The sequence below is a fragment of the Halobacteriovorax sp. XZX-3 genome, from assembly GCF_043196495.1.
Lineage (GTDB): Bacteria > Bdellovibrionota > Bacteriovoracia > Bacteriovoracales > Bacteriovoracaceae > Halobacteriovorax_A.
This window is the reverse complement of sequence record NZ_JBEBMO010000001.1, coordinates 1,681,852-1,706,003: the sequence shown is the minus strand read 5'-3', so window position 1 is coordinate 1,706,003 and position 24,152 is coordinate 1,681,852. Positions and strand designations below refer to the sequence as shown.

The 24,152-nt window shown below is 35.5% G+C and carries 25 protein-coding genes and 1 other RNA gene; 20 read left to right on the top strand and 6 right to left on the bottom strand.

Features of this window, described 5'->3' with window-relative positions; translation table 11 throughout:
* Positions 1-15: 15 nt before the first annotated feature.
* On the top strand, positions 16-687 hold the full coding sequence (ung, locus tag ABMA70_RS08120) for a uracil-DNA glycosylase (protein ID WP_392990524.1): 672 nt from the start codon (positions 16-18) through the stop codon (positions 685-687).
* On the opposite strand, the gene ABMA70_RS08115 is transcribed toward ung, so the two are convergent.
* A complete protein-coding gene (locus tag ABMA70_RS08115; protein WP_392990526.1) occupies positions 622-1,581 on the bottom strand; it encodes a ComEC/Rec2 family competence protein in 960 nt (319 codons plus the stop codon). The genes ung and ABMA70_RS08115 overlap by 66 nt on opposite strands.
* A gap of 111 nt (positions 1,582-1,692) precedes the next feature.
* Between ABMA70_RS08115 and nadC the strand changes: the two genes are divergently transcribed.
* The gene (gene nadC / locus ABMA70_RS08110; protein ID WP_158246921.1) at positions 1,693-2,541 is read left to right on the top strand and encodes a carboxylating nicotinate-nucleotide diphosphorylase; all 849 of its coding nucleotides are present in this window, start codon (positions 1,693-1,695) and stop codon (positions 2,539-2,541) included.
* Positions 2,542-2,545: 4 nt separating this feature from the next.
* Positions 2,546-4,111, top strand: coding sequence for an L-aspartate oxidase (nadB, locus tag ABMA70_RS08105; protein ID WP_103218746.1), 1,566 nt, complete (start codon positions 2,546-2,548; stop codon positions 4,109-4,111).
* A 183-nt stretch (positions 4,112-4,294) separates the two neighbouring features.
* Here the strand turns inward: nadB and ABMA70_RS08100 are convergent, their stop codons facing one another.
* Entirely contained in the window at positions 4,295-4,822 is a 528-nt protein-coding gene (locus tag ABMA70_RS08100) for a pentapeptide repeat-containing protein (protein ID WP_158246922.1), read from the bottom strand.
* A gap of 221 nt (positions 4,823-5,043) precedes the next feature.
* Between ABMA70_RS08100 and ABMA70_RS08095 the strand changes: the two genes are divergently transcribed.
* Genes ABMA70_RS08095 through ABMA70_RS08080 form a run of 4 tightly spaced genes read left to right on the top strand, consistent with a single transcriptional unit; the run spans position 5,044 to position 7,915 of the window.
* On the top strand, positions 5,044-5,670 hold the full coding sequence (locus ABMA70_RS08095; protein WP_103218748.1) for a helix-turn-helix transcriptional regulator: 627 nt from the start codon (positions 5,044-5,046) through the stop codon (positions 5,668-5,670).
* Entirely contained in the window at positions 5,670-6,443 is a 774-nt protein-coding gene (locus ABMA70_RS08090; RefSeq protein WP_392990528.1) for a hypothetical protein, read from the top strand. The genes ABMA70_RS08095 and ABMA70_RS08090 overlap by 1 nt, the downstream gene beginning before the upstream one ends.
* An 18-nt stretch (positions 6,444-6,461) precedes the next feature.
* Positions 6,462-7,487, top strand: a complete 1,026-nt coding sequence (locus tag ABMA70_RS08085; protein ID WP_392990530.1) for a hypothetical protein — start codon at positions 6,462-6,464, stop codon at positions 7,485-7,487.
* On the top strand, positions 7,487-7,915 hold the full coding sequence (locus ABMA70_RS08080; RefSeq protein ID WP_392990532.1) for a hypothetical protein: 429 nt from the start codon (positions 7,487-7,489) through the stop codon (positions 7,913-7,915). Before ABMA70_RS08085 ends, ABMA70_RS08080 begins: the two co-directional genes overlap by 1 nt.
* Here the strand turns inward: ABMA70_RS08080 and ABMA70_RS08075 are convergent.
* Positions 7,907-9,925, bottom strand: coding sequence for a S9 family peptidase (locus ABMA70_RS08075; protein ID WP_392990534.1), 2,019 nt, complete (start codon positions 9,923-9,925; stop codon positions 7,907-7,909). The two genes, ABMA70_RS08080 and ABMA70_RS08075, sit on opposite strands and share 9 nt — an antisense overlap.
* Positions 9,926-9,983: 58 nt before the next feature.
* Positions 9,984-10,346, bottom strand: an RNA gene (rnpB, locus tag ABMA70_RS08070) — RNase P RNA component class A.
* A gap of 134 nt (positions 10,347-10,480) precedes the next feature.
* Here rnpB and ABMA70_RS08065 point away from each other — a divergent pair.
* Positions 10,481-11,869, top strand: coding sequence for a TolC family protein (locus ABMA70_RS08065; protein ID WP_158246923.1), 1,389 nt, complete (start codon positions 10,481-10,483; stop codon positions 11,867-11,869).
* 4 nt (positions 11,870-11,873) lie between these two features.
* Here ABMA70_RS08065 and ABMA70_RS08060 read toward each other — a convergent pair whose 3' ends face one another.
* A complete protein-coding gene (locus ABMA70_RS08060; RefSeq protein ID WP_392990536.1) occupies positions 11,874-12,587 on the bottom strand; it encodes a zinc ribbon domain-containing protein in 714 nt (237 codons plus the stop codon).
* Between the two features lie 83 nt (positions 12,588-12,670).
* Between ABMA70_RS08060 and aroC the strand changes: the two genes are divergently transcribed.
* The 3 genes from aroC (at position 12,671) to ABMA70_RS08045 (ending at position 16,735) form a co-directional block, all read left to right on the top strand.
* Positions 12,671-13,663, top strand: coding sequence for a chorismate synthase (gene aroC / locus ABMA70_RS08055; protein ID WP_103218755.1), 993 nt, complete (start codon positions 12,671-12,673; stop codon positions 13,661-13,663).
* Position 13,664: 1 nt separating this feature from the next.
* Entirely contained in the window at positions 13,665-15,851 is a 2,187-nt protein-coding gene (locus ABMA70_RS08050; protein WP_392990538.1) for a hypothetical protein, read from the top strand.
* A 164-nt stretch (positions 15,852-16,015) separates the two neighbouring features.
* Positions 16,016-16,735 carry a hypothetical protein gene (locus ABMA70_RS08045; protein WP_392990540.1) on the top strand — a complete coding sequence of 240 codons (720 nt, stop codon included), beginning with the start codon at positions 16,016-16,018 and terminating at the stop codon, positions 16,733-16,735.
* Here the strand turns inward: ABMA70_RS08045 and ABMA70_RS08040 are convergent.
* Entirely contained in the window at positions 16,701-17,075 is a 375-nt protein-coding gene (locus ABMA70_RS08040; protein ID WP_392990542.1) for a hypothetical protein, read from the bottom strand. The genes ABMA70_RS08045 and ABMA70_RS08040 overlap by 35 nt on opposite strands.
* Before the next feature lie 60 nt (positions 17,076-17,135).
* On the opposite strand from ABMA70_RS08040, the gene ABMA70_RS08035 reads away from it, so the two are divergent.
* The 9 genes from ABMA70_RS08035 to ABMA70_RS07995 all read left to right on the top strand — a co-directional run bounded on the left by ABMA70_RS08035 (position 17,136) and on the right by ABMA70_RS07995 (position 24,148).
* The gene (locus tag ABMA70_RS08035; RefSeq protein WP_392990544.1) at positions 17,136-17,795 is read left to right on the top strand and encodes a hypothetical protein; all 660 of its coding nucleotides are present in this window, start codon (positions 17,136-17,138) and stop codon (positions 17,793-17,795) included.
* Between the two features lie 13 nt (positions 17,796-17,808).
* Complete coding sequence (locus tag ABMA70_RS08030; RefSeq protein WP_103218760.1) at positions 17,809-18,813, top strand: radical SAM protein; 1,005 nt, start codon at positions 17,809-17,811, stop codon at positions 18,811-18,813.
* On the top strand, positions 18,803-19,018 hold the full coding sequence (locus ABMA70_RS08025; RefSeq protein ID WP_103218761.1) for a hypothetical protein: 216 nt from the start codon (positions 18,803-18,805) through the stop codon (positions 19,016-19,018). The genes ABMA70_RS08030 and ABMA70_RS08025 overlap by 11 nt, the downstream gene beginning before the upstream one ends.
* Entirely contained in the window at positions 19,018-20,238 is a 1,221-nt protein-coding gene (locus ABMA70_RS08020; RefSeq protein ID WP_103218762.1) for a radical SAM protein, read from the top strand. Before ABMA70_RS08025 ends, ABMA70_RS08020 begins: the two co-directional genes overlap by 1 nt.
* Positions 20,228-20,791, top strand: a complete 564-nt coding sequence (locus ABMA70_RS08015) for a hypothetical protein (RefSeq protein WP_392990547.1) — start codon at positions 20,228-20,230, stop codon at positions 20,789-20,791. The genes ABMA70_RS08020 and ABMA70_RS08015 overlap by 11 nt, the downstream gene beginning before the upstream one ends.
* 18 nt (positions 20,792-20,809) lie before the next feature.
* Positions 20,810-21,418: a hypothetical protein gene (locus ABMA70_RS08010; protein ID WP_103218764.1), complete on the top strand. Its 609-nt coding sequence runs from the start codon at positions 20,810-20,812 to the stop codon at positions 21,416-21,418.
* Positions 21,419-21,515: 97 nt separating this feature from the next.
* A complete protein-coding gene (locus tag ABMA70_RS08005; protein ID WP_103218765.1) occupies positions 21,516-22,205 on the top strand; it encodes a hypothetical protein in 690 nt (229 codons plus the stop codon).
* 1 nt (position 22,206) lies between these two features.
* Positions 22,207-23,127: a hypothetical protein gene (locus ABMA70_RS08000; RefSeq protein ID WP_392990550.1), complete on the top strand. Its 921-nt coding sequence runs from the start codon at positions 22,207-22,209 to the stop codon at positions 23,125-23,127.
* Positions 23,117-24,148 carry a radical SAM protein gene (locus ABMA70_RS07995; RefSeq protein ID WP_392990551.1) on the top strand — a complete coding sequence of 344 codons (1,032 nt, stop codon included), beginning with the start codon at positions 23,117-23,119 and terminating at the stop codon, positions 24,146-24,148. Before ABMA70_RS08000 ends, ABMA70_RS07995 begins: the two co-directional genes overlap by 11 nt.
* Positions 24,149-24,152 lie beyond the last annotated feature (4 nt).

Genomic DNA, 24,152 nt, shown 5'->3' with positions numbered 1-24,152 from the left:
CCGAGGCCAGCTCTTATGATTGATTATTTAAATGATAAGAGCTGGCTTTCTCACTTAGAAAACGAATTCCAAAAAGATTATATGGTAGAGCTCGCTGAATTTTTAGATTCAGAAGAGGGTGACGTTTATCCTTCCCAGGATGAATTCTTTGCAGCTCTCAATCTTACTCCACTCGATAAGGTAAAAGTTGTGATTCTTGGGCAAGACCCATATCACGGTGAAGGACAGGCCCACGGGCTAAGTTTTTCTGTAAAGAAGGGAGTTAAAATTCCACCTTCTCTTAGAAATATCTATAAAGAATTAAATGAAGATCTAGGAATTGAAATTCCCCAGCATGGCTTTCTAGAAGACTGGGCAAAAGAAGGAGTTCTACTTCTTAACAATTGTCTTAGTGTCCGTAAGGCACAAGCAGGCTCTCACCAAAAGAAAGGTTGGGAGAAGTTTACAGCAAAGATTATCGAAGTCGTAAATGATCACTGTGAAAATGTTGTCTTTATTCTGTGGGGCTCTCCTGCTCAAAAGAAGGGAAAGAATATTGATGAATCAAAACACTTAGTAATTAAGACAGTTCATCCATCACCATTATCTTCATATCGTGGTTTCTTTGGCTCTAAGCCTTTTTCACAGGCCAATGCCTATCTCGCTCAAAAGAATCGCGAGACTATCTCTTGGGAAGTTCGCAATTAGGCCAATTGTTACTAGTGCTAAGGCATGCTTCTTTGTTCTTTGAGAGTAAATAATTACTCCAATTAAAATGAGAAAATTTACATGAATAAAGCCGAGTGCTTGCGCTAAATCGTAACTTATCTCTATTAATCCCGTATATGCTGAAATGAACCATTGTGCGTAATTAAAATAATCAATAAAGAATAAATTAAGAAAGAGAATTGGATAAATGAGTGTGAAAATACTTGTTAGTAACGGTGAGAGAACGATTGTTGCTGGATAGATTATACCCGTAAATTTATGAGCTATAAAAAGTTGGGCCACAAAGAAGAGTAGATACATTTTATAAAGACGAAACTCTTTAATTGAAAAGATGAGAGCAAGAAATAGTGTACTTAAGTAAAATGATAGTGGAGAGTATCGATAAGTTCCAAAAAAGAAATCCGTTATAAGAAAGAAGATAAAAATTTGTAACTTAGAATAGTTTGTTTCTCTCATCCTATTTAAAATAAAGAAGCTTCGAATTAGTGCCACTCGTCTAAATGAATAATAACCTGGAAGAAGGAAGTAGAATCCTAAGCATAGGACAAGTTCAATAAAATTGGATACCTTTGGATACTTTCTTCTTAGTAGATAAAAAATGAGAAAGAAGGAGCTTAAGTGGAGTCCTGAGGGAGTCATGAGATGAAGCAAATTTAGGTGAGATAGCTTTCTTCTGAATTCTTTATCTAGTCCCCATTTTTGACCTGTTAAAACTGAACGGTAGAAGTAAAACTCAGACTTTTTGTGAAAAGCTGCCTTCGTTTTAATTGGAAGCTTTATTTTTGGGGGACGATTATATTGCTTGTTGTCATCTTTTGAGAAAAGTGGATTAATGAGTAGAAATGCAAAGAGAAAGATAATATTGAAACGCATTGCAGCTATATAAGTCAAAATTGAGCAATTATCAGGATTTTTGGGGGTTTCGGGAGTTTTTTTTCTCATTTGAAAATGGTAGAAAAAACATCTAAACGGAGTAAGAAAGAAATGAATTTATTAGTAAATAAAGCACTACAAGATTCGATAGAGATCTATTTCAAAGAGGATGATCTAAGTCGTAACCTGAACTATATTCAATCACTTCCAAATGATGAAGTTCAATGTAAGTTAAAGATTAAGGATGATATGGTTCTTTGTGGCCTGCCTTATTTTATTGAAGCCTTTAACTACCTAGGTGCTAATTTAAATTATGAAAACTTTAAAAAGTTTGAAGGTCAAAAATTCACAAAGGATGAAATGGCCGAAATTGAATTTAAACTTCCTTTCTCAATTGCTCTAACAGGAGAGCGAATTGCTCTTAACTTAATTCAAAGAGCATCTTCAATTGCAACATACACAAATAAATTTACAACTCTTGCACATGATAGTGGCGTAAGAATTCTCGATACAAGAAAGACTCTTCCTGGATACCGTGCACTTGAGAAGTACGCAGTAGTAACTGGTGGAGGATATAACCACCGCTTCGGTCAAAGTGATATGTGGATGGTTAAAGATAATCACAAGTCATTCTTTGGTGGTGTAAAAGAGGCGATTGATTTCTTCAAATCTAAGAACTCATTTTATACGCCAATCGAAGTTGAGATTCATGATCTTAATGAACTACAGATTGCACTTGGTGAAGGTGTAAGACATATCATGCTTGATAACTTCTCTCCTGAAGAGATTAAAGAAGCTGTAAAAGAGAAGCCAGAAGGTGTTACTTTTGAAGTTTCTGGTGGTGTTCGTTTAAATACATTAGAAAGCTATCTGATAAAAGGTGTCGACGCTATCAGTATAGGTGCTCTTACTTACGATGCTCCTGCTGTGGATTTATCGCTAAAGTACGCGAGAGGTTAGAGAAGTGAATAGTTACGACTTCGATGTTCTTATTTTAGGTTGTGGAATTGCAGGTCTTGCTACTGCTGCAAAGCTTGCAGAGAGTAATTTAAAAGTAGGAATTGTGACTCGTGCAAAGGATCCTCAGGTATCGAATACATACTGGGCACAAGGCGGAATCATTTATCCAAATGCAAGTGATGATGCTCTAGGAAAAGATATTCAAGTAGCATCTTCTAATACTTCTAATCCGCAAGCGATTGAAACATTAAGAAATTTTGGAAAGTTAGCGATTGATGAACTCTTATTAGAGAAAGCAAATGCTAATTTTGAAAGAGATGAGAATAACTCATTAAAATATACAAAAGAAGCCGCCCACTCAATTGAGAGAATTCTTTATCGTGGTGATTACACTGGTAAGGAAATTCAAATTAGTCTTTTAAATTTACTAAAAGATCAAAAACGCTATCCAACAGTACACTTCTTAGAAGCACATACTGCAATTGATTTAATTACAGCTTCCCATCATGGTATTTCAATTTCTCAGCGTTATGAGGAAAGAAAAATTCTTGGTGCTTATCTATTAAATCAAGAAAAGGGTAATGTTGTTAAGGCCATGGCAAAGAAGACTGTTTTGGCCACAGGTGGAGTCGGTGCACTTTATCTTCATCATTCAAACTCTGGAGCAAGTCGTGGTGATGGGATTGCAATGGCAAAGAGAGCTGGTGCAGATATTATTGATATGGAATTTATTCAATTTCATCCAACAACATTCTATGATTCATCTTCACATGGACGCTTCTTAGTTTCAGAAGCTGTGCGCGGAGAAGGTGGAGTTCTTGTTAACTGTAATGGTGAAAGATTTATGGGCAAATACCATCCAGAGATGGAACTTGCTCCACGTGATGTTGTTGCTCGTTCAATAATGGAAGAAACTATTGAGACGAGACACGAGTGTGTTTATCTCGATATTTCACATAAAGATGGAGAGTGGATTAAAGAGCGCTTTCCAACGATCTACAAGCACTGTCTAGAACACGGTGTGGACATGACAAAGGAGCCTATTCCTGTTGTTCCTGCTGCTCACTATACTTGTGGTGGTGTTAAGATTGATATGAAGGGACAAACCTCAATTAAGAATCTCTACGCTGTAGGTGAAGTGTCTTGTTCAGGACTTCATGGCGCAAACCGACTTGCTTCAACTTCACTTCTTGAAGGTTTAACTTGGGGTTATCTTGCGGCTATTGATATTTCAGAAAATATTGGAGAGGAAACTCTTTATTCGCATCTGCAAATTAAGAATTGGCAAGAAGAGTACGCTTCAATTGATAAGGCCCTTGTTCAGCAAGACTGGATGACTCTAAAGCTTACAATGTGGAACTATGTTGGTCTTTCAAGAACGACAAATCGTCTTAAACGAGCACTAGCAATGTTTAATGAAATCAATGATGAAGTTTCTCGCTTCTATCGAAGCTGTAAACTTGATGACAGCTTAATTGGTTTAAGAAATGCTATTGAAGTTTCAACGATGATAGTTAAGTCGTCCATGAGAAATAAAGAATCGATTGGTTGTTTCTATCGTAAAATGTAAAAAAGAAGGCCAACACCCTTGAGAGAGCTGGCCCGAGAGCAAGTATCAGTTGCGAGATTTCCTGCTTATCTACATCCAGTAGAAGAAGACTAGGTATGATATATCGTCTCTAATAAAGATTTGTATCTGGCCGTATTATCCTTGAGACTGGTGACGTAAACACGATTGCCAGGTGTTTCAAATTTAAGCTGCAGATTTAATAAAGTTTAGTAAGCTAGTTCCCCATTGGTTAGGTGAAGCAATCAATGCTGCTTCAAAACTTAGAACTTCTTCAACTTCTTCCTTAATTTCTTCGATATCTTGAGTTTCCTCGTAAATATCAATTTTATTCTGGTCACCATCTTTGATAACCTTATATACTTCAAGATCCAGTTCACAATCTTCAATGATTGAATTCTTTAAAGTGGAATACTTCCATGTATTCCCAACGATCTTGCATCCATCAAAATTGCAAGCTTCAATATGTGAAAATTCGAAGCTGCAATTTTCAAACGAACAGTTGATAAATTTACACTCTTTCATCTTCGAGCCAAAGAAAATGCAAGACTTGAAGTTTACAGCGATGAAAGTGGTTTGAGAGAAGAGAGAACCAGATATGGTTAAGTTACTTAAATCACTTGATCTTACTAGCTCTTTTTCAATTACTTCATACTGTCCATTTGTGAAGTCAGATAATGTCTCAGTCATAATGAAGTTTGTTAAAGTGGCCATGTGATCCCCCCAAGCCTTGCTTAATTTGTGGATTAGTTCATCCACACTGCAATAATAACCATTCTTGACTAGTTGCGTCAAGCAATAAAATTGCATCAAGAAATAAAAATTAAAACCGATAATGATATTAGGGACTTTTGAGGCATAAAATTTCAGGCCGCAATTGCACCTGAACGAAATATCAGCTAGTTGCAGGTGTTTCAATATGCAAGGAGAAGTATATGTCTGAATTTAACAAAGAGAAATTAGACGATTATTTAGGAATTATTAGGAAGTACATGCAGGTTAGAGGGCCGATGACACAAAAAGATCTCGCTGAATCAACTGGTCTTGGTGTTTCTACTGTTTCTCGCTTTCTTTCGATGAAGACAACTGAGATTAATCCTCAGGTAGTCGCTAAAATTACGGCCGAATTGGATATTCCTCTTCATGAAATGATCGATTTTGTCGAAGAGCACTTTACGGATCACTTTATAAGATTAGTTAAATTCTATAAAGGTGATGAAAAGAAAGAGCAGCCTACACAACAACAAGCGCAACCTCAACAGAAACCAGCCGGTGGTGGATTTGAAGAGGCCCTCGTTGACACAATTAAAAGTGGAACAACTGGCAATGCTCAAATCAATGCTAATCCAACAATGAAGATTGGTGGAAAAACGAGAACGATGCCATTTGTTACAGATACGAGTAATGAAGAATTGTTAAAAGAGCGTATGGCCCAATTAACACCAAGGCAAAAAGCTTACGTTGCTGATTTTTTAAGTCTTGATATCGACGCTAGAGATTTAATTGTCGATCTTGGAAATGACTTATTTAGATATTTTAGACAAAGGGGAATGATTGCTTAATGCATTTTAAAAAGACACTCCTTGCATTCATATTTTCATCTGCGGTAGTAGCACTTCCGCAAACGGTGGAATTTGTCTTTTTATCAGCGGCTCCTAAACAAACACTTTTAGAACAAATTCTATTCAAAAATATCTCACGTAAAATTGCCCAAAATGACGATCACTGTATAGAGATGGGTGACGGATGCTTTGATCCGCAAACAGGTTATATGGTTGGTAAGTCAGGCAAAGACTATGTTGATCAAGAGTATGGCACACCTGATAAAGATGTTACTGTCGAGAATACGATAGATTCCGATATGATTAGATGTACAGGTGCATATTTCGATATTTTCTGTGGAAAGGCCAAGAAAGTTGAAAAGAAGAAAGCACCTAAGTATGAGGTTTGGATTGATACAAGTGCGTCACTTCGTAATTCAGATTGGTCTAAATCTGGAGACACTTGTTACCGCAGAAGTTTTGTAAGCCGTTTAACTTATGGCTGTCCTGTCACAATCAAGGCTTTTGACTCATCAATTAGAGAAATTAAAAATGACCTCTATCTTTGCCAAACGAAAGGTGGCAATAACACACAAAAAATTATTCGTTGGGTAAAGAACTCAGATGCAAAGCATCTTTTTGTTCTGACTGATATTGATGAAGCCAAAGGAGAGTTAATGGACTTCCTTAGTAATATTGGTGCGACGATCCATGGTGTCGGAAGTAAGGGTTTTTATCCAGAAGATCTATTGAAATTGGCCGATACTTTAAAAGCATCTTGTCAAAAAAAGTAGAAATCGCTACAAATAATCATGTTTAAAAAACTTCTTAAATGGTCGAAAGATACTTATACAGAGCTTCCTTGGCGAAGAAATAGAACTGTGTACAAGACACTTGTCTCTGAAATAATGTTGCAACAAACAACTGTAGGTACAGTTCAAAATCACTTTGATAGATTCCTTTCAATTTATCCAGATATTGAAACACTTGCTTCTTCAACTGAGGAAGAAATTTGCGTTGCTTGGAAAGGTCTTGGCTACTATCGACGTGCACGAAACCTTAGAAAGGCCGCAATTGATATCGTTGAAAACTTCAATGGTAAAATTCCAACAAAGTACGAAGACCTGATCTCTATTACTGGAATTGGAGAGTACACGGCCAATGCTATTTTAAGTATTGGACAAAATAAGAGCGCACTTTCAATTGATGCAAATATTGAAAGAGTTGTTAGCCGTATCTATGGATTAAAAGGTGCCAAAGGCCCTAAGCTTCAAAAGCTTATTAAGCAAAAATTTGAAGCAGGCGAGTTTCCAGAAATTGCAAAGTGCAAGGGACGTGAAATCAACGAGGCCCTAATGGATCTTGGTCGAATCTATTGTCAGGCAAGAAGTGCAAATTGTGTTGGTTGTCCTGTTCATAAAGATTGTGTTGCTGGTAATTCAAAAGATGCACTTGAATATCCTGAGATTCCTGTGAAGAAGATTGCTAAAACTTATGAGCTTGATTTACTAAGAATAATTGTCAAAGAAAATGACTCTATTCTTGGATATCGTAAGGCCGATGATGAGTGGCTTTCTGGTCAAATTGAATGTCCGACTTTTATTCTAAATAGTGAAGATAAGAAACTTAAGCAATATCCAGAGCTTGATTCAAAGTTATCCTATAAGAAGTTAAAGAAGTATAAAACGGCCATTACAAAGTATAAGATTACTAATTATATTCTTGAAATTTCTCATGCCGAATTTAAGAAGAGTTATTCCGGATCATTTAGAAAGTATAAGCTAAATGAGAAGTTAAATATTTCGACGGCAACAACGAAGGCCCTTGCTAAGCTGTAATGAAAGTAAATTGTTTCACGGCCATTAAAGAAATTCTTCTTGCGGATGGAATAAAGATTCCATATGAACGAGTTTATGAGTTCTTTGATTCTGTTGAAGACAAGTCTTTTGTAAAACATCGCCTAAGTGAACTAGCTGTTGGTGACTTAATTCTTTGGCGAAAGAATACCATTCCATTTAGTGGTGATACTGGTCACATTGCAATTATTAGAGAAATTCTAACTGATGGTTGGATCAGAGTTTATGATTATTCAAAACAGCCTCATTCAAATGAAGTGTGTACTCGACCTGGACTTGGAGAAGGGGAGATGAAGTTAATTTTAGACGATGATGAAATACTAGGATTTATTTGGTCAAAAGAAATCAAGAAGACCAAGATGACAAAAGTCCTGGGGATTTCTCCCCAAGACCTTAAAAAATTATTCTAATTCTTTAATGAAAAAAGTGTAAATATCGGCAAATTCTTTGAAAGATTCAAACCTTCCTGAAGCACCGGCATGTCCCGCATCCATATTTGTCCAAAGAAGCTTAACTCGCGAATCTGTTGCATTATCACGTAGTTTATAAGTCCACTTCATTGGTTCCCAATAAGTAACGCGAGGGTCATTTAGGCCAGCAATTGCAAGTACTGCTGGGTAGTCTCTATTTTGTACATTTGAATACGGACAATATGACTTGATATAATCAAAGTATTCCTTATCATTTGGATTTCCCCACTCTTCATACTCAAGCTGAGTTAGGGGAAGACTATCATCAAGCATTGTGTTTAGAACGTCGACAAATGGAACATCTGCGCAAGCTGCACCAATGAGGTTTTCTGTGTCGAGGTTAATTGTTGCACCAACAAGCATTCCGCCAGCACTTCCCCCCATAATTCCGATTTTACCTTTTGCAGTATATCCCTCGTTAATCAGATACTTTACACAAGAGTAAAAATCTTTAAATGTGTTTTGCTTCTTTAGAAATTTTCCATTCTCATACCATGCACGTCCCATTGTAGAACTCCCACGAATATGCCCAATAGCGTAAACGAAGCCACGATCAAGGAGTGAGATATTATTGCGGTTAAACCATGGATGAATTGAAATTGAATATGATCCATATCCGTAAAGAAGACACTTGTTAGGATCACCAATCTTAGTTGTCTTTGCTCTAATGATTGTCATTGGAACGAGGACTCCATCGTGAGAAGGGATAAATTTTCTCTCGACAACATAATTTTCATGATCAAAGCCAGGAACTTCAACTTGATGAATATGCGTTGATTCACCTGTTTCTACATTGTAGTCAAAAGTGGTACTCGGAGTCGTTGGTGAGCTGTAGTTGTAACGATATACATTTGTATCAAAATTTGCGTTATTACCACCGCCTGCATGATAAGCATCTTCTGGAAAAGTAATTTCTCTTCTCTCATCTCCATCGATAACAAGAAAGTGATTTAGTCCTTTTTCGCGAAAGCTTACAACTTTGAAATCTTTAAATACATTAATATTTGTAAGATATCTCTCAGGACTTCCTTCAACTTCAACGGAAGCAGTCGCGTAATCAGGGTTTGTAATTGGAGTTCTTAGAACTGAGAAGTTTTCGCTAAACTTATTTGTTAGAACTAAGAAATCGTTCCCATCTGCTTCAACTGTATATTCAATCTTGTCTTCTTTAGGGAAGATTTCAATAGGGTTTAGATCACTCGCATCAGCTTTCAAATATGAGATTGAATTATTTGAAGATCCACCCGCATTGATTAGTAAGAACCTGTGATCCATTGTTTCTTCAACAGTAAGGAAGTATTCACCAGACTCTTCAGTATAAATAACTTTATCAAATGAATTATTTATATCAGTAACGTGAACTTTAAATGGACGCATATTTTCATCCATTTCAATATAGGCGTAGTGCTTTGAATCGTTAAACCACACAGGGCCGCTGTTAATTTTCTTAGGACCTTCTTTAATGATTTCATTTGTTGATAAGTCTTTAATATATAGATCGTATAACTCATCACCATTGTCATCAATCGTGTAGATTAAGTAACGATGGCATGGAGAAATTTCAAATGCACCAACATCAAGGAAGTCACGTCCCTTAGCTAATTCATTCTCATCTAAGCACACTTGTCTTTCATCTGTTCCTATATGGCGACGAAAGTGAATTGGGTAGTCTTTACCTTCTTCATATCTTTCAAAATACTCGTACTCATCATGAGGATATGGACATGTTTCATATGTTTGAAGTTCACGAGATTTTAATTCTTCAAAAATTGTATTTTTTAGTTCTTCAGAGTCACTAAGATAGTTTTTGAAGAGTTCATTTTCTTCATTGAGAAATTTCATAACGTCACTATCTTCTTCGCGATTTCTCATCCAGAAGTAGTCGTCAGTTAAAACCTGATCGTGAATTTTTGTTTCGTGTGGGATTTTTTTGGGTTGAGGATAATTCATTCTGCCTCCGTGTTTGAAATGTAAGGAAGGGAGTGAATTGCGTTAGCAATACACTCCCATAAAGAGTTAAGGTATAAGCCGGGTCCTGTATTGGACTATCATTCGTCTAGGCCAGCAGTTACCCACTGGCTCGAGCGCTTAACCCGTCAACAAGGGCTGGCTACCCCATGAGTCGACCTATTCAAGCTTGCACCGCCTAGAGTTTACCTGTTTTCACTACAGCAGGTGAGACGAATCTCTCACTGATTGGCCGGCCTAAGCTACCCCAATCGAGTTCAAACCCCTGTACTTCCTTTCTGTTGCACTTGTCCTAGTCTCACGACCGACGGGCGTTACCCGCTAAGCTGCCATATGGTGCCCGGACTTTCCTCCCGTTTATTACACCGAAGTATAATAAACCAGCGATAGTCTCCTTAACTCTTTGCGAATTTATGCCCTATGTCACATCAAATGTCAAAGTCTTGTTACACCTCTGGTCATGGACTAAGGGAGTATGGTAAAACTTTTTTTAATTATATTCGTATAAGTTATATAGCCAATCGCCTTGGAGAATTGATGAAATATATTTTATTGGCTCTTGTGTCATTTTCAGCAAGTGCAAATCTAAAAAATTATGTACGTGAATATTTAAAAGATTCAACAGAAGTAAAAGAAGCTAGCTATAACTTTGAACTCTCAAAACTTACTCTAGAACTTGAGTCTGGTGATAAGAGGCCATGGACTTTAGGTGTTCTTGCTCAACATGATGATGTTGGACTGATATCAAACCCGAATAATCCGAATCTTGTTAACACATACAAAGCATTCAACTCTGGAGTTGAACTATCGAAAGAAAATGTTTGGGGTGGAAAGTTTTCTATTACTGGATCTTATATTGATTTTAGTGGTGGGACTGAATATGAAGGTTATAACCAAGAAGTTTCATATACTCAGGATCTAGGAAAGAACTTCTTTGGACGTAATGACGATGCTGATATCAAAATTGCCGAAAAAAATGTTTATTCTTCTAAGTATGCATTCGATGCCGAAGTTTCTCAAAATGTTCTTGGCTTAATTGAAACATATTATGACTATAAGAAAACAAAGACTTTAATTCAGCTTAAAGATGAAGCGATGAAACGTGCTGAAAAGAGACTCAAGTTTGTTCAAAAGCAAGTTAGAGATGGACTTAAGGAAAGAGTAGATCTTTATTCTGCACAAGCTTCTGTGAACTCTGTTGGAGAGGAACATGCAGAGCTTGAGTCACAACTTGAAACTTACAAGAAGTCATTAGAAAGTAAACTAGAGAGGGCCCATTCATTTAGAGATATAGATTTATATAAAATCGAAAAAATCAAAATGGAGCCAATTACTGATGGAGAGATTGATTCTAACCTGACAATTCAAGCATTGAATAAGAAGCTAGAGGCTTTGGAAAGTGCAATTGAAAAGTACGATAACTCAGTATTTCCAACAATCGAGCTTAGTGGTGCATATAAGACAAATAGTTATACTGTAGCAGGTAGTGGGAATGTATTTAGTGATGGTACATTTGGTTCTGATAATGACGCTACCGAAGTTGGTCTACAGATTGTGATCCCACTTGGTATGACTGTTGAAAAGAATAATTTAAAAGAAGCGAAAATTAATAAGCTAAATACAGAGTATCAACATAGACTAGCTAAAATTCGAACAAAGAATCAGCTAGAAGCTCTTAAAAATACGATTCGTCTTATTGATAAGACAATTGATTTAGTTCTAAAGAGACACAAGTTAGCGACTCTATCAGTTAAGGAGTATAATAAGCTCTATTCAAGAGGGCGTGCTGACTTTGATAATGTCATCTCAGCTGAAGAAAGACTTATTAGTACAGAGAATAAATTTGTTGAGTATATCAGCCGTCGCCAAAAGTTATATTTTAGCTTACTTGATATCTATGGAAAGCTTGGTAATTACTTTCAATAAAAAATTATAATGTTCGCAGGGTGCTAGGGAGAATCAATCTTCCACACCCTCGGCATAGAATTAAATCTTTTCCACTATTAAACTCACTACATTCACCTGCAGAATAAGTTAAACGACAACTTCCACAGCTGTTTCCCTGAAGAAATGTCGCAGCACTGTGATGATTTTTAACTTTTGCTTTAAGGTATAGGTCTTTTGCACGAATACCTACCTCGTCTAGGAGGCCATCGATTTGTTTATTGAGATCATTTACTTTAGAGTCATTTCTTAATTTTATTTGTGTAACTTCTTCGTTAATTTCTGAAATGGTCTCGTTAACACCTTTAATAAACTCTTGTGTATTAGAAATTTCAGTTTCAATTTCCTCAATTTTCTCAAGTAGCTCTAAAATAGTATCTTGCTTTTGATTTGAATCTTCTTCTAGGGAAGATATAGTTTTTTGGATGGCCTCTTCTTGTTGAGAGCTAGTAACAGAACTTAAATTCTGTTTTGCCTGATCTAGCTTCTTGTCTGTATCAAAGAGTTCTTTCTCAAGAGAACTTAAACTTGCTTTTGTTTCAGTAAGTTGCACACTAAGTTGATCATTTAACTCTGTTTTGTTGTCTAGTTGTTTATTTAAAAAATCAATTCTTTTCAACTCTTCGTCTGTCGCGGACTCTAGGCCCTCAATGACTTTTTCTAAATCCATGACATCTTTTAGATATTTTAAGTTTTCCATTTGTAATTAATAACATATTTACCTAGCAGTCGCGATTGGAATATTTGTTTATTTGAGGCGATAATAGGGAAACAGGAGTTGTAATGCGCGGAAGTATATTCGGAAAAATGTTTTCTATGACCACGTTTGGTGAGTCACATGGCCCGGCCCTTGGAGTCGTTTTAGATGGTGTTCCAAGTGGACTTGATTTTAATTTAGAAGATCTACAAAAAATGTTAGATAAGAGGGCACCAGGACGCTCAAAGGGTGTGACTGCAAGAAAAGAGCCTGATCAAGCGGAAGTTCTTTCTGGAGTGTTTGAGGGAAAAACTTTAGGGACTCCAATCGCCGTTATTATTCGCAATACAAATCAAAGAAGTAAAGATTACGAAAAATTAAAGGATAACTACCGCCCAGGTCATGCTGATCGCACTTACGATTTAAAGTATGGTATTCGCGATCACCGCGGTGGAGGACGTAGTAGTGGACGCGAAACTGTTGCCCGTGTTGTTGCAGGGTATTTTGCAAGTCTAGTTCTACCACAGGTTAAGGTTAATACTTTTATTTCAAAATTAGGTCCATTTGAATGTGAAAATATAATTAAAAGTTTTCCACAGAATCTTGGAACATATAACTTTGGTGATCCATCGAAAGATGCTGAAATTGAAAAGTATTTAATAGATTTAAAGGCGAAAGGAGACTCAATTGGTGGTCGAATTTCAGTAAATATTGAAAATTGTCCAGTTGGTCTAGGTGAGCCAGCTTTTGATAAATTAAAAGCTGATCTTGCAAAAGCTGTTCTTTCAATTGGAGCTTGTGTCGCATTCTCTTTTGGTGCAGGTTCTAAGATGGCCGATATGAGTGGACAAGAAGTAAGCTCTAATAGTGCTAACTTTGGTGGAATCGAGGGCGGAATTAGTAATGGTGAAATGATCAATCTTGATTTAACTTTCAAGCCAACATCGACTGTTGGAGCAAATGCTAAAGAGGGACGTCATGATCCTTGTATTCTACCAAGAGCTGTTGTTGTCGTAGAGTCAATGGTTAGGGTAGTATTGGCCGATCATTTTCTAAGACAGAAGGCGTACGAGGTATAATTTGTCAGAAATAAAGTTATTTGATGAAATTAATGATGTTAATAAAATCCTAAATGAGATTGACTCTGATCGAATTCTCGTTGTGCTCGATTCTAATATTAATAGTCTATATCTTGATCTCATCGATGTTCGAGAGGGGATTGAAATCTATATTGCACCTGCTGGTGAAGATTGCAAGAATGTCTCTGAAGTAGAAAGGGCATGTGAGTTCTTTATTGAAAAGGGTGTACATCGTGGAGCTCATCTTGTTGCTATTGGCGGTGGCGCATGTTCTGATTTTGCGGGCCTAGTTGCTTCATTATTGCTTCGTGGAATTAAGTGGAGTGTTATTCCAACGACACTTCTATCAATGATTGATGCAAGTATCGGTGGAAAAGTTGCAGTTAATTCAAAATACGGAAAAAACCTAATTGGTGCTTTCCATCTTCCAGAGAAAGTTTATATCTGTGCAAAATTTTTGGAAACACTTGCGGAAGACGACTTTATTTCGGGTCTGGGAGAATTGGCAAAATACTACTTTCTTGATGAGCAAGTTTTTAATTTGATTAATAATGAAGCAAGCTTTGATGAAATCACACTTCGTTGTGCAAAGTATAAGCAAGAAATTGTTGAGCAAGATTTCAAAGAAGGTGGAATAAGAAAAGTATTAAACTTAGGTCACACTTTAGGTCATGCAATTGAAAAGGTTTATGAACTTCCACATGGTGTAGCTGTTTATTGGGGCCTTAAGTTAATTTTTAATATTTTTCACAGAGATGAAGAAAGCCAATTCTTAAATCAATTCTCAAGTATTTTTGGGCTGGATGCCTTGATGTGTCCCTGGGAGGATTCACTTCCAGTTGATGAAATGATGGAATTCATCGCAAAAGATAAAAAGATAATAAGTCGTAATACAATTGAGGTGATACTACCAAATGGTATTGGTTCTCCATCAATTCAAACGGTATCTTTAGATGATATTAGACAACACTTATTGGCCTATGCAAACGGTGCAGGCTCATCTAAGAGTTATATAAAGAAAATAAAAGTACCTTCGTCAAAATCTTTTGCCAATAGAGCTCTTGTGCTTGCAGCAATATATTCGCAAGACATTCAACTCATTAACATGCCTGAATCAACAGACGTTGTTAATATGCTAAGCTGCCTAGAAAGTATTGGCCTTACAATTGAAAAAGCAGAAGATGGAATTATTATTCGTGGATCATTTCCAGAGTGTGAGATCGAGACGGAAGATGTGGTCGAACTTTACTCCGGTGATGGTGGAACGACAAATCGTTTTATTATTCCACTTCTTGCACTTGGAAAAAATAAGTATAGCCTTATTCCAAGTGAAAAAATGTTTGAAAGACCCATGGATGAATTAGTAAGTGTCTTAGATGATCTTGATGCAGTTGTAACACGTGATGAAAAAACATGGTTTCAAATCCAAGGTCCAATAAGTATTTCTAGAGGAGTCTATGAAGTTGACTGTAGTCGATCAACGCAGTTTGCTACAGGTCTTGCTATGGCCTTATCTCCACGTGATATTGATGTTGAGCCAGTTAACTTAACAACGAGTCGCCCATATTGGGACATGACTCTAAATTTAATTGAACGATTTAAAAATGGTGAGCAAGTCTTTGAGGTTCCTGTGGACTTTAGTTCTCTTGGTTATCCATTAGCTTATGGGTGTTTAACTGGCCCTGTGCTCGTTGAAAATTGTAAAGGTATCGACCGTTTTCAAGCAGATAGTAAGTTTATTGGTTTACTTGAGGAGCTTGGAGGTCAATTTGACTTCACATCAAATGGTTTACTCTTTAATGGAATGGATAATCTAAATGGATTTGAGATCGATTGTCGTGATTGTCCGGATCTTATACCGACATTATGTTTCCTTGCTTCATATGCTAATGGAGCAACAATTATTAGAAGTGTTGAAGTCTTAATTCATAAAGAATCAGATCGCTTAAGTGCTGTAATGGACTTAATGGAACTTTACGATATCGAACATCACTATAATGAAGCAGAAGATTTTCTAGAGATTATAGGAACCAAGCCAGATGGACGAATTGTTGATATTGTACCACCTCGTGATCATCGTATGGTTATGGTTTCTTACCTCTACCAATTGGTTAACGGCGGTGGAAATCTTGAAAATAAGGATTGTGTCGAGAAGTCGTTTCCTGATTTCTTTGAGGTAATCGCCTAGTGAAAAAGATTGAAGTCATAATTGTTTCGGCCTTTATTTCGATTTCAATCATTTGCGAAATATTTGGTTATCGTGGAAATATTTATCCATTTTTTAGTTGGAATCTCTTTAGTGTGTCGAGGACTAATTAAATGATTAGTAGTTTCTCTCAGATATTCTACTTAATGACATTTTCAATTATCAGCATGTTTTTATATGAGAGTTTTCCATCTCAAAAACAAACAAATTGGATATCTTCATTTCTTCCAGTAAGTTTTCTTTTTCCAATTTTATGCTTATGGACTATCTCTACATTTGGGGCCATAAGTGATTGTTGTCGAAAATATTTTCGTATTCTCTATTCAATATTACTCTTTTTAATAATAGGAATGACAAATGGTGCTGATATCGACCACGATTTATTCTTATGGCTTTATATTTCGATAATTCTGATTTTTGAAAATAATAATAAAGATCCAAGTTATGATGTTCTAAATTTATCTAAACTTCTAACTGTTCTAGTATATTTTATGTCTGGATTTTGGAAGGTTTTTTATTCTCTAACAAGTTTCTTTTCCGAAGGACAAGGCTATCTTCATTTAAATGGCTTACATAAAATTATATATAATTATAATTCTAGTATTGGTTATAGCTGGCCAGTTTTAGATCAAGTACCAACGTTTATATTCTTTATTTTTGGATTACTTATCGTTTCCTTAGAACTGAGTGGTCTAATCTTATACTTTAGGAAAAAGTCGGCTTTATACATTTGGGCGCTGTTAATAATTGCCTTTCATTTACTGACTGTTGCAGTTATGAAGATTGAGTTTGTATCAAATATAATTCTTCTAGGCTTAATTTTTTGCTTTCCTAAGAAAAAAGAATCCAGCCAATCTTCTCGTTAATATACTGAAGTGTAAAAAAACGTGACTTATCAAGATCTACATTCTTATCAATAACAAATTGGCCCGTATTATTGGCAATCATATGTTTATTACTAGTTACAGTTGGTGTTTGCGATAGTTTGCTTTTTACTACTTTAAAGTGAATACAAGATTTTACGCTTGTTGGATTTTCAGGAAGTTTATAATTCATTCCTGATTTTAAAGTTACACATGTACCAAAACCATTGGAAATTAGGATGTTACCTGAGTCAATTACTTTAGAACGCGAAAATGCGTGTACAATTGATTTGTAGGTAAATAGCGAGAAAATTGTAGATAAAATAAAATTTCTTCGTTTCATGATACTATTATATAATAGATTTATAAAAATACAGAAAATTATTTATTAGAGGATACGGTTATGACTTTAAGAAATGGTACGTTAACAAATTTTAATACGGCGACATTTTCGACAGCTAATTTAGCTGGACCAGACCTTTTCTATTCAGGTGGAAGTTTTGTTGCTTACAATCACTTAGTTGCAAGATTGGATATTCGTGCTGCTCGTAACTTAAGTGTAGGTTCAAATATTAATGCAGGTGGAAATATCACAAATGGTGGCTCTATTACAGCAACAGGTGATGTAAGAGGTGCCAGAGTATGGAATGCTGTTTGGAATGATGTTGCAGATTATCAGCTTCTTAATGATGAATTAATCCCTGGAAAGTGTTATTACGATACTATTGAAGGTGCACGTATATGCTCTGAAAGATGCCAATTAAGTGTTATTGGTATTGCGTCAGATACTTTTGGTTTTGGTGTTGGAAAAGGTAATGCAGGTCTTGAAGTCCCTATAGCCATTGGTGGTTGGGTTCTTGCTTATGTTGACGATGAGTACCCGTGTGGAACACCATTAACAAATGATGAAAATGGAAACTTAACGGAAATGTCTCTTGAAGAGAAACGTGATTATCCTGAAAGATTAGTTGCTATTTATAAGAAAAAAGAACACAAAGATACATTCGGTGATGGTAATATTGAGATTCAAGTTGATGGCCGTCATTGGGTAAAAGTTAAGTAATAAAAGGTCTACTATGATAGTCTTATCAATTGCTTTTTCGGAAGCTTGTAACTTAAGTTGTAGTTACTGCAATGTTGATAAGCTTTCCAAGAAATCAATCAATACAGATTTATTTTTTGAATCATATAAGAAGGTTCGCGCTGAAAATCCTGATGAGTTAATTCAGGTTGATTTCTACGGTGGCGAACCTCTTCTTCATTGGGATAAGATTGTTCGAGTAACTGAAGAATTAAAAAATGAAGATAATATTCAATTCTATATGCCAACGAACGGTCTGCTATTAGATCAAGAGAAAGTCGATTTTTTAAATGAAAATAACATTCGAGTTTCTCTTTCATATGATGGACTATGGCAAGATATCAATCGTAAACAGCATGATAATCGCGCAACAAGTTACTTATATGAAAAGAAGCTTCCGCTTATTAAACAACTTAATGATTTAAGCTGTCACACCATGATTTATGCAGGAAATAGTAATCTTCTTGAGAATCATCTCTTTATCAAAAAAGTTTTAAATCTAAATCCTGATCTTACTCTCATTAGAGATGTTGATGTTTGGACCTATGAGAGTGCAAATGATGTAAACAAAGGATTTAGTGAGCTTGTTGATTGGTATATTGAAAATGTTGATGATGTCGAGATGCCACAAATAATTCTCACTTACTTAAGACACATTCTTCGCTATACGGCCAAAGATATAACGATTGATTATTGCGGAGCAGGAGACACTCATTTATCTTTTTCAGAAGATAAGCTAATTGCCTGTAATCGCTTCAAAGATGACGACCTTTATTTAAAAATCCCAGAATATAAGAATATGGCCGCTTGTGAGAGCTGTAGTGTAAAAAAATTCTGTAGAAAAGGTTGTTTATATGAGAACATTAAGAACGAAGGACCTATTGAAAATATTTGCATAATGTATCGCCATTTTTATAAGGAAATACAACGCATGATTTCTGAAATTAGGTCTAATGAATATTTTACTAGAATCTTGAAAAGAGAAGTGTATGAATCTTAAAGCTCTAAATCGCAGTATGTTTTTGGCGGCTGAACATTTATTTGAAGCGGGTAAACATTTGATGCCAATTTCACCAGAATATGGTGAAAGGCTAATGCTCGAAGCAGATGAAATTCTTTCAATGATAAAGCCAGAAGTTGAGAAAGTATCAGATGAAAAGTTGGACGGAATTCTAGATGAAATCCTTAACGTGGAGATAGAATAATGGTCGCTTATAATTTTGAAAATCCAGCAAAAGCTAAAAAAAGATATGCAAAGAATTTCTTTACTTTAGAAATTACAACGTCGGCACTTTGTGACTTAAATTGTACTTATTGTTTCGAAGGTGAAAAAGTCGATAAGGCTCGTCTTGATAATGAGCTTCCTGTTATCTTTAAAAGAATTGATAGTATCCTTGCGGATAAAAATTGGTTCCAAGAAAAATATGATGGTTTAAACATATCTCTTTGGGGTGGAGAGCCAACTCTTAACCCTAATTTCATTATTGAGTTGATGAACAATTATCGTGACCACGATAATGTTGACTTTCACCTTTATACTAATGCTTTCAATATTCACAATATGAGAAAGATTATTGAAAATGTTGATACAAGCAAACTTCATGTACAGGTTTCGTATGATGGCCGTGCCGTTAATGACAGCTATCGTTTAATGAAGAATAAAAAGCCTTCGAGTAATCATGTTATCAATAACCTTTATGAACTTGCTAATCTTGGGATTAACGTAAGTATGAAGGCAACTCTTCCTATTGATAGTATGGAGAATCTTTATTCATGTTGGGAAGATTATCACGACATTCAAAAGCTTCTTTGGAAGGTATCAAAAGATATTAATATTAGTTATTCACCAACGATTGACTATATTACAAAATTTTCTCTTGATGAGAAAAAAGATGCCATCAAGGTTTTTAGGGCAGAGTTTTTAAAAATAGCAAAAAGAGAAATCGAGTTCTATAAAGAAAATGGTCGCTACCTATGTTCTTGGTTTGGTGGTGAAGATAACCGCAAGCATTGTTCTGCAGGTTATAATATGGCCGCCATTGATCAACGTGGAAATCTCTATGCTTGTCACGGAGCAATTTATTCAAAACATAAAGAAGAGTTAGCTTATAGCGATATCAATGATGATGCATTTGTTGAAAAAATAAGTGCATATACGCAAAAATTTGAAGAACCACTTAAGAAGATTCACAAAGATTGTCAGGATTGTGTTGCAACTACTTGTATGATTTGTCCTGTGGCAAGTCACGAGAAGAGTGAAAAAACAGACTTCTTTGAAAAATGGACTGATAATTGGGTTAACGAATTATGTGGTTTCTTTAAAACTTTTGGTGAGATTGATCGAGCTGTACAGAAGCATATATACTCTGTTGGTGTAATGACTACAGAAGAGTATATTGAAAAGGAGGTCACAAATGGCATGTAGTGGTGGACACTGTACCTTTCACAATACAGGAACAGCTACTTGTTCAGGGCACCGAGGTGTTTGTACATCAAACCTAGGCGTTACTTTAAGTTCAGGTGTTGCAGCAGGTAGTAAAATATTAAGTTCTCACATAACTACATTGAGGAATAATATAGCAACACAGTTAGCACGTTATCGTGCTCACCCTTATTATAATCCGGGAACGCCTTCCTCGTCATTTGGTGTAGGTGCTAGAATTACAAATGCCGCAGCAGCATCAATGAATAATGAGATTAATGATCTTTCTTCTAATAATGACTTAGCTGTGAATTATACCCCTGCACCTTATGGGGTTTCACCTGCAGATAATAGACCTCGTGTTCCAGATGATCCTAGTGCAGGAGGAACTTCTGGTACAAGAACATGGAATAAATCTGGTCAAAAAATTGTTAGATCACATGTACAAGAATTATTGAATTACTATAATACAATTAGAGCAGATTGTATTTGTAACTCTGATTGTAATTGTAATGCTGTATGTTCATGTCACAATAATTGTGGATGTCACTATTAGATTTAAAAGGAATTAATTATGATGTTATATGATGTAGCTTCTGTAGAGGATCGTGGATCACACTGGTATGTAACGAATGTTTATCCTCATACCCTTGATCCTATTGAAAGACATGAGAAGTTATTAAATCTTTCAGCAGTATCTGCTTCTCTTATCAAAAGGGCCTTAGAAGAAGGCTATGAAGTAAGAATTGCAAAGCCAATTGAATTTAATGAAGTAATGCCTCATGAAATCAAAATTATCGAAGGTGATGCTAACGATTATAATTTTGCAAGAGAGTCCGCAATTAAAAAGGCCCGTATGGTCGTAACGCAGGATCTTGCTTCTGTAAGTGGTTATACTTTTTATAGCTATATGTGTTTAAATAATGAGCTTTGCGATAAGGGCTACTTTATTACTGCTGAAAACCGCGAGTCAAAATATTTAGAAATCTTAGAAACAGGTAATGAAGAACTTATTCAAAAATTAGAAGATTACCTGAATATGCGCGATCAGATTGAAAGAATCAGTGCTCTTAATAAGAAATTTGATCACTTTAGAAAAATCGTTAACGAAGAAGAGTGTACTGATAAAATCGACGAGCTTACAAATAAGTTCTTAGAGGATTATTATTCAACATTCTTCTAGAATTATTCTCTATTCGCAAAAAGATCACCGTAAAGTAAATGGAACATTATTTTACTGCTTCGAGTATTTCTTATTCTCAAGAGCTCGAAGCAGTGATGTGAAATTTGTCCTCTATAACTGCACCCAAGAAGAAAGAATCAACTGGATTAGTGTTTTCAAAGAAAGATACCATTTTCCGGATGAATATATTTCTGACTTTCTCGTTACTAATAGTGTTTATGATATTTTTAAATTAAAGCCTAAGCGTTGTATGATTCTTGATATTCATACGCTTAAACTTCTTGGAGAAACAATTCCATGTGACCTGGTGGTTTTTTCAAATGAAGGCCATGAAATGCGACGTTATGGGATGAAAAAGGTCAAGTATTACGGATTCTATGAATATCAAAATTTTGATGAGCAAGAACTTTTAAAATTCTCGTTTGGAAATTATAAAGATCTCAATACAGTTGATAACTATGTCTTTGTTAATACGCCATCTCTAGACTATACGAATGTTGTGATACCTGAGCTCTACAGGGATCGAAAACTAATTTATAAAATCGCTAATAAGCATCACGAAAATTTACACGAGAAATTTGATACAATGTTGTATTATCAATCTGGTAAAGTTGATACAAATAATCGTCTTGTTCCCGAAAGCCTTTATTATAAGAAGAAGGTCGAAATCTTTAAGAGTGTTATTCAAGACTCCGTAAATATGCGATATAATGATATCTTATTAAATGGATTTGAAGCTTATCACTTAACGGATGAAGATAAGTTAATTCAAGACTTTTTGGATTAATATGATTCTTAGATTAGATAAAGAAAATTATGATCTCTGGTTAACATATAGCTGGAGTGCAAATAATCATGGCCTATGTGGACATACATACGAGGTTATTGATTACTATCTTTTTTTGAAAGATTATATGCGAGTTGGAATTCTTCTTTGTGAAGATATTGATTGGCCTACATTTAGAGATTCTGTTGTTGGTAAATACATCATTTCAAATGAAGAGCTGTTGCAACTTGAAAAAGATACAATATTTGTTAATCGTCCTAATTTAGTACACGCTAATAATATTCTCTTTACTGATGGTGGTGCTAAATCACTTATGGGAAAACATATTCTTGCACAGAAGATCTTTCACTTCGCCTGTGGTGATAAAGAACTTCAAGATAACGATAAAGATAATGTTTATATCTTACAAGATGCCCGTATTTATCGTGATTGTAAGAATGCTATTGATTACAAAAAACGTATCAATTTTGATCGTCTTAAAAAGCCTACAAAATCAAATCGTTGTAACTTGTTGTATGGCACAAAAAATTGTCGAAATATCCCTGATCAGATGTATCTAGACCTTTTAAATCAATATGATGGAAAATTCATGTGCTTAACCAATAGGGAAAACCGACCTGTAGAGCGTCTAGATGGGCTCTCTGATCGCTTTGTTTTTCCAGAGATGCCAGTACCTGACTTATTTGAAAAGTTTGATAGATATATCTATACACCCGTTCCTCGTAAGTTTGATTGTAGTCCTCGAATGATTGCGGAATGTAAATTTTTTGAAAAAGAGGTTGTGTATTATAATATAGACTACTGGGATGAAGATAAAGGCCTCTACTGGAGAAAGTGGGATATCGACAATGACTTTGAATCGATATTCTTAAAAGAGGGAGATCCCATACTAGAAATCTTGGGAGAACATATTGGATTATAATATTTTTAGCCACTCAGGATTGAAGCTAATAAATGATAAATTCAATAAAAGAGCGAAGCTCGACACAGGTACATTCTGTAATTATGAATGTTACTTCTGCTATTACCTTGATGATCTCGATAAAGTGACTCCATTAGAAACTATTAAAAAAAGAGCACAAAAGATCTATAACTGTGGAATGCGAGAAATTGATCTTAGTGGTGGAGAAAGTTCAGTCCACCGTGATTGGTTTGCTATTCTCGACTATTGCAAGGAAGTAGGTTTTACAAATATTTCTGCTCTGACAAATGGTGCGAAGTTTGCAAACTTAGAATTCTGTAAAAAATCGCAAGAACATGGGTTAACGGAATTACTTTTTAGTCTTCACGGAGTTAATGAAGAAAATCATGATTCAATTGTTGGAAGAAAGGGTGCCTTTCGAAAAATGCTAAAGGCCATTTCAAATTGCCAAGAAATAGGCATTAGGGTTCGTATAAACTGTACTGTAACTGATAAGAATGCAGAACTACTCAATGAATATGTCGAATTAATCAATAAGATCATGCCTTATCAATTAAACTTCCTTCCTCTTAATTATTGGGAAGATGCTGATCGACTTGAGTCACAAAGTTATGAACATCTAAGTAAATATATTAAAAAGGCCATTGATAGTCTCAACAATAGTATTCAAATTAATGTCCGCTATATCCCATTTTGTTTTATGCAGGGGTATGAGAAATATGTCGTTGGTGTTTATCAGCATATTTATGATCGTAATGACTGGAATATTTATGCTTACGATGTGGAGAAAATTGAAGAGAAGGTACTCGATACAAAAGAATATTTCGAAGTTGCCGCTCAAAAGAGAAAGCACACGTACACAAAAGGTAAGGAGTGTTTTAATTGTATGTACTTCTTTGTATGTGATGGCGTAGAAAAGAAAATTTCAAATGTACAAAAGGTCTATCCTGTTGATGGTGATAAAATTGATGATGTACAACATTATCGTCGTGGCCATTATCCAGAGTGTGACTATAAGTAGGTAA

Coding starts and splice junctions, on each gene's coding strand:
- ung (WP_392990524.1), top strand. CDS start 16: ATGATTGATTATTTAAATGATAAGAGCTGGCTTTCTCACTTAGAAAAC.
- ABMA70_RS08115 (WP_392990526.1), bottom strand. CDS start 1,581: ATGCGTTTCAATATTATCTTTCTCTTTGCATTTCTACTCATTAATCCA.
- nadC (WP_158246921.1), top strand. CDS start 1,693: ATGAATTTATTAGTAAATAAAGCACTACAAGATTCGATAGAGATCTAT.
- ABMA70_RS08100 (WP_158246922.1), bottom strand. CDS start 4,822: ATGGCCACTTTAACAAACTTCATTATGACTGAGACATTATCTGACTTC.
- ABMA70_RS08095 (WP_103218748.1), top strand. CDS start 5,044: ATGTCTGAATTTAACAAAGAGAAATTAGACGATTATTTAGGAATTATT.
- ABMA70_RS08090 (WP_392990528.1), top strand. CDS start 5,670: ATGCATTTTAAAAAGACACTCCTTGCATTCATATTTTCATCTGCGGTA.
- ABMA70_RS08085 (WP_392990530.1), top strand. CDS start 6,462: ATGTTTAAAAAACTTCTTAAATGGTCGAAAGATACTTATACAGAGCTT.
- ABMA70_RS08080 (WP_392990532.1), top strand. CDS start 7,487: ATGAAAGTAAATTGTTTCACGGCCATTAAAGAAATTCTTCTTGCGGAT.
- ABMA70_RS08075 (WP_392990534.1), bottom strand. CDS start 9,925: ATGAATTATCCTCAACCCAAAAAAATCCCACACGAAACAAAAATTCAC.
- ABMA70_RS08065 (WP_158246923.1), top strand. CDS start 10,481: ATGAAATATATTTTATTGGCTCTTGTGTCATTTTCAGCAAGTGCAAAT.
- ABMA70_RS08060 (WP_392990536.1), bottom strand. CDS start 12,587: ATGGAAAACTTAAAATATCTAAAAGATGTCATGGATTTAGAAAAAGTC.
- aroC (WP_103218755.1), top strand. CDS start 12,671: ATGCGCGGAAGTATATTCGGAAAAATGTTTTCTATGACCACGTTTGGT.
- ABMA70_RS08045 (WP_392990540.1), top strand. CDS start 16,016: ATGACATTTTCAATTATCAGCATGTTTTTATATGAGAGTTTTCCATCT.
- ABMA70_RS08040 (WP_392990542.1), bottom strand. CDS start 17,075: ATGAAACGAAGAAATTTTATTTTATCTACAATTTTCTCGCTATTTACC.
- ABMA70_RS08035 (WP_392990544.1), top strand. CDS start 17,136: ATGACTTTAAGAAATGGTACGTTAACAAATTTTAATACGGCGACATTT.
- ABMA70_RS08030 (WP_103218760.1), top strand. CDS start 17,809: ATGATAGTCTTATCAATTGCTTTTTCGGAAGCTTGTAACTTAAGTTGT.
- ABMA70_RS08025 (WP_103218761.1), top strand. CDS start 18,803: ATGAATCTTAAAGCTCTAAATCGCAGTATGTTTTTGGCGGCTGAACAT.
- ABMA70_RS08020 (WP_103218762.1), top strand. CDS start 19,018: ATGGTCGCTTATAATTTTGAAAATCCAGCAAAAGCTAAAAAAAGATAT.
- ABMA70_RS08015 (WP_392990547.1), top strand. CDS start 20,228: ATGGCATGTAGTGGTGGACACTGTACCTTTCACAATACAGGAACAGCT.
- ABMA70_RS08010 (WP_103218764.1), top strand. CDS start 20,810: ATGATGTTATATGATGTAGCTTCTGTAGAGGATCGTGGATCACACTGG.
- ABMA70_RS08000 (WP_392990550.1), top strand. CDS start 22,207: ATGATTCTTAGATTAGATAAAGAAAATTATGATCTCTGGTTAACATAT.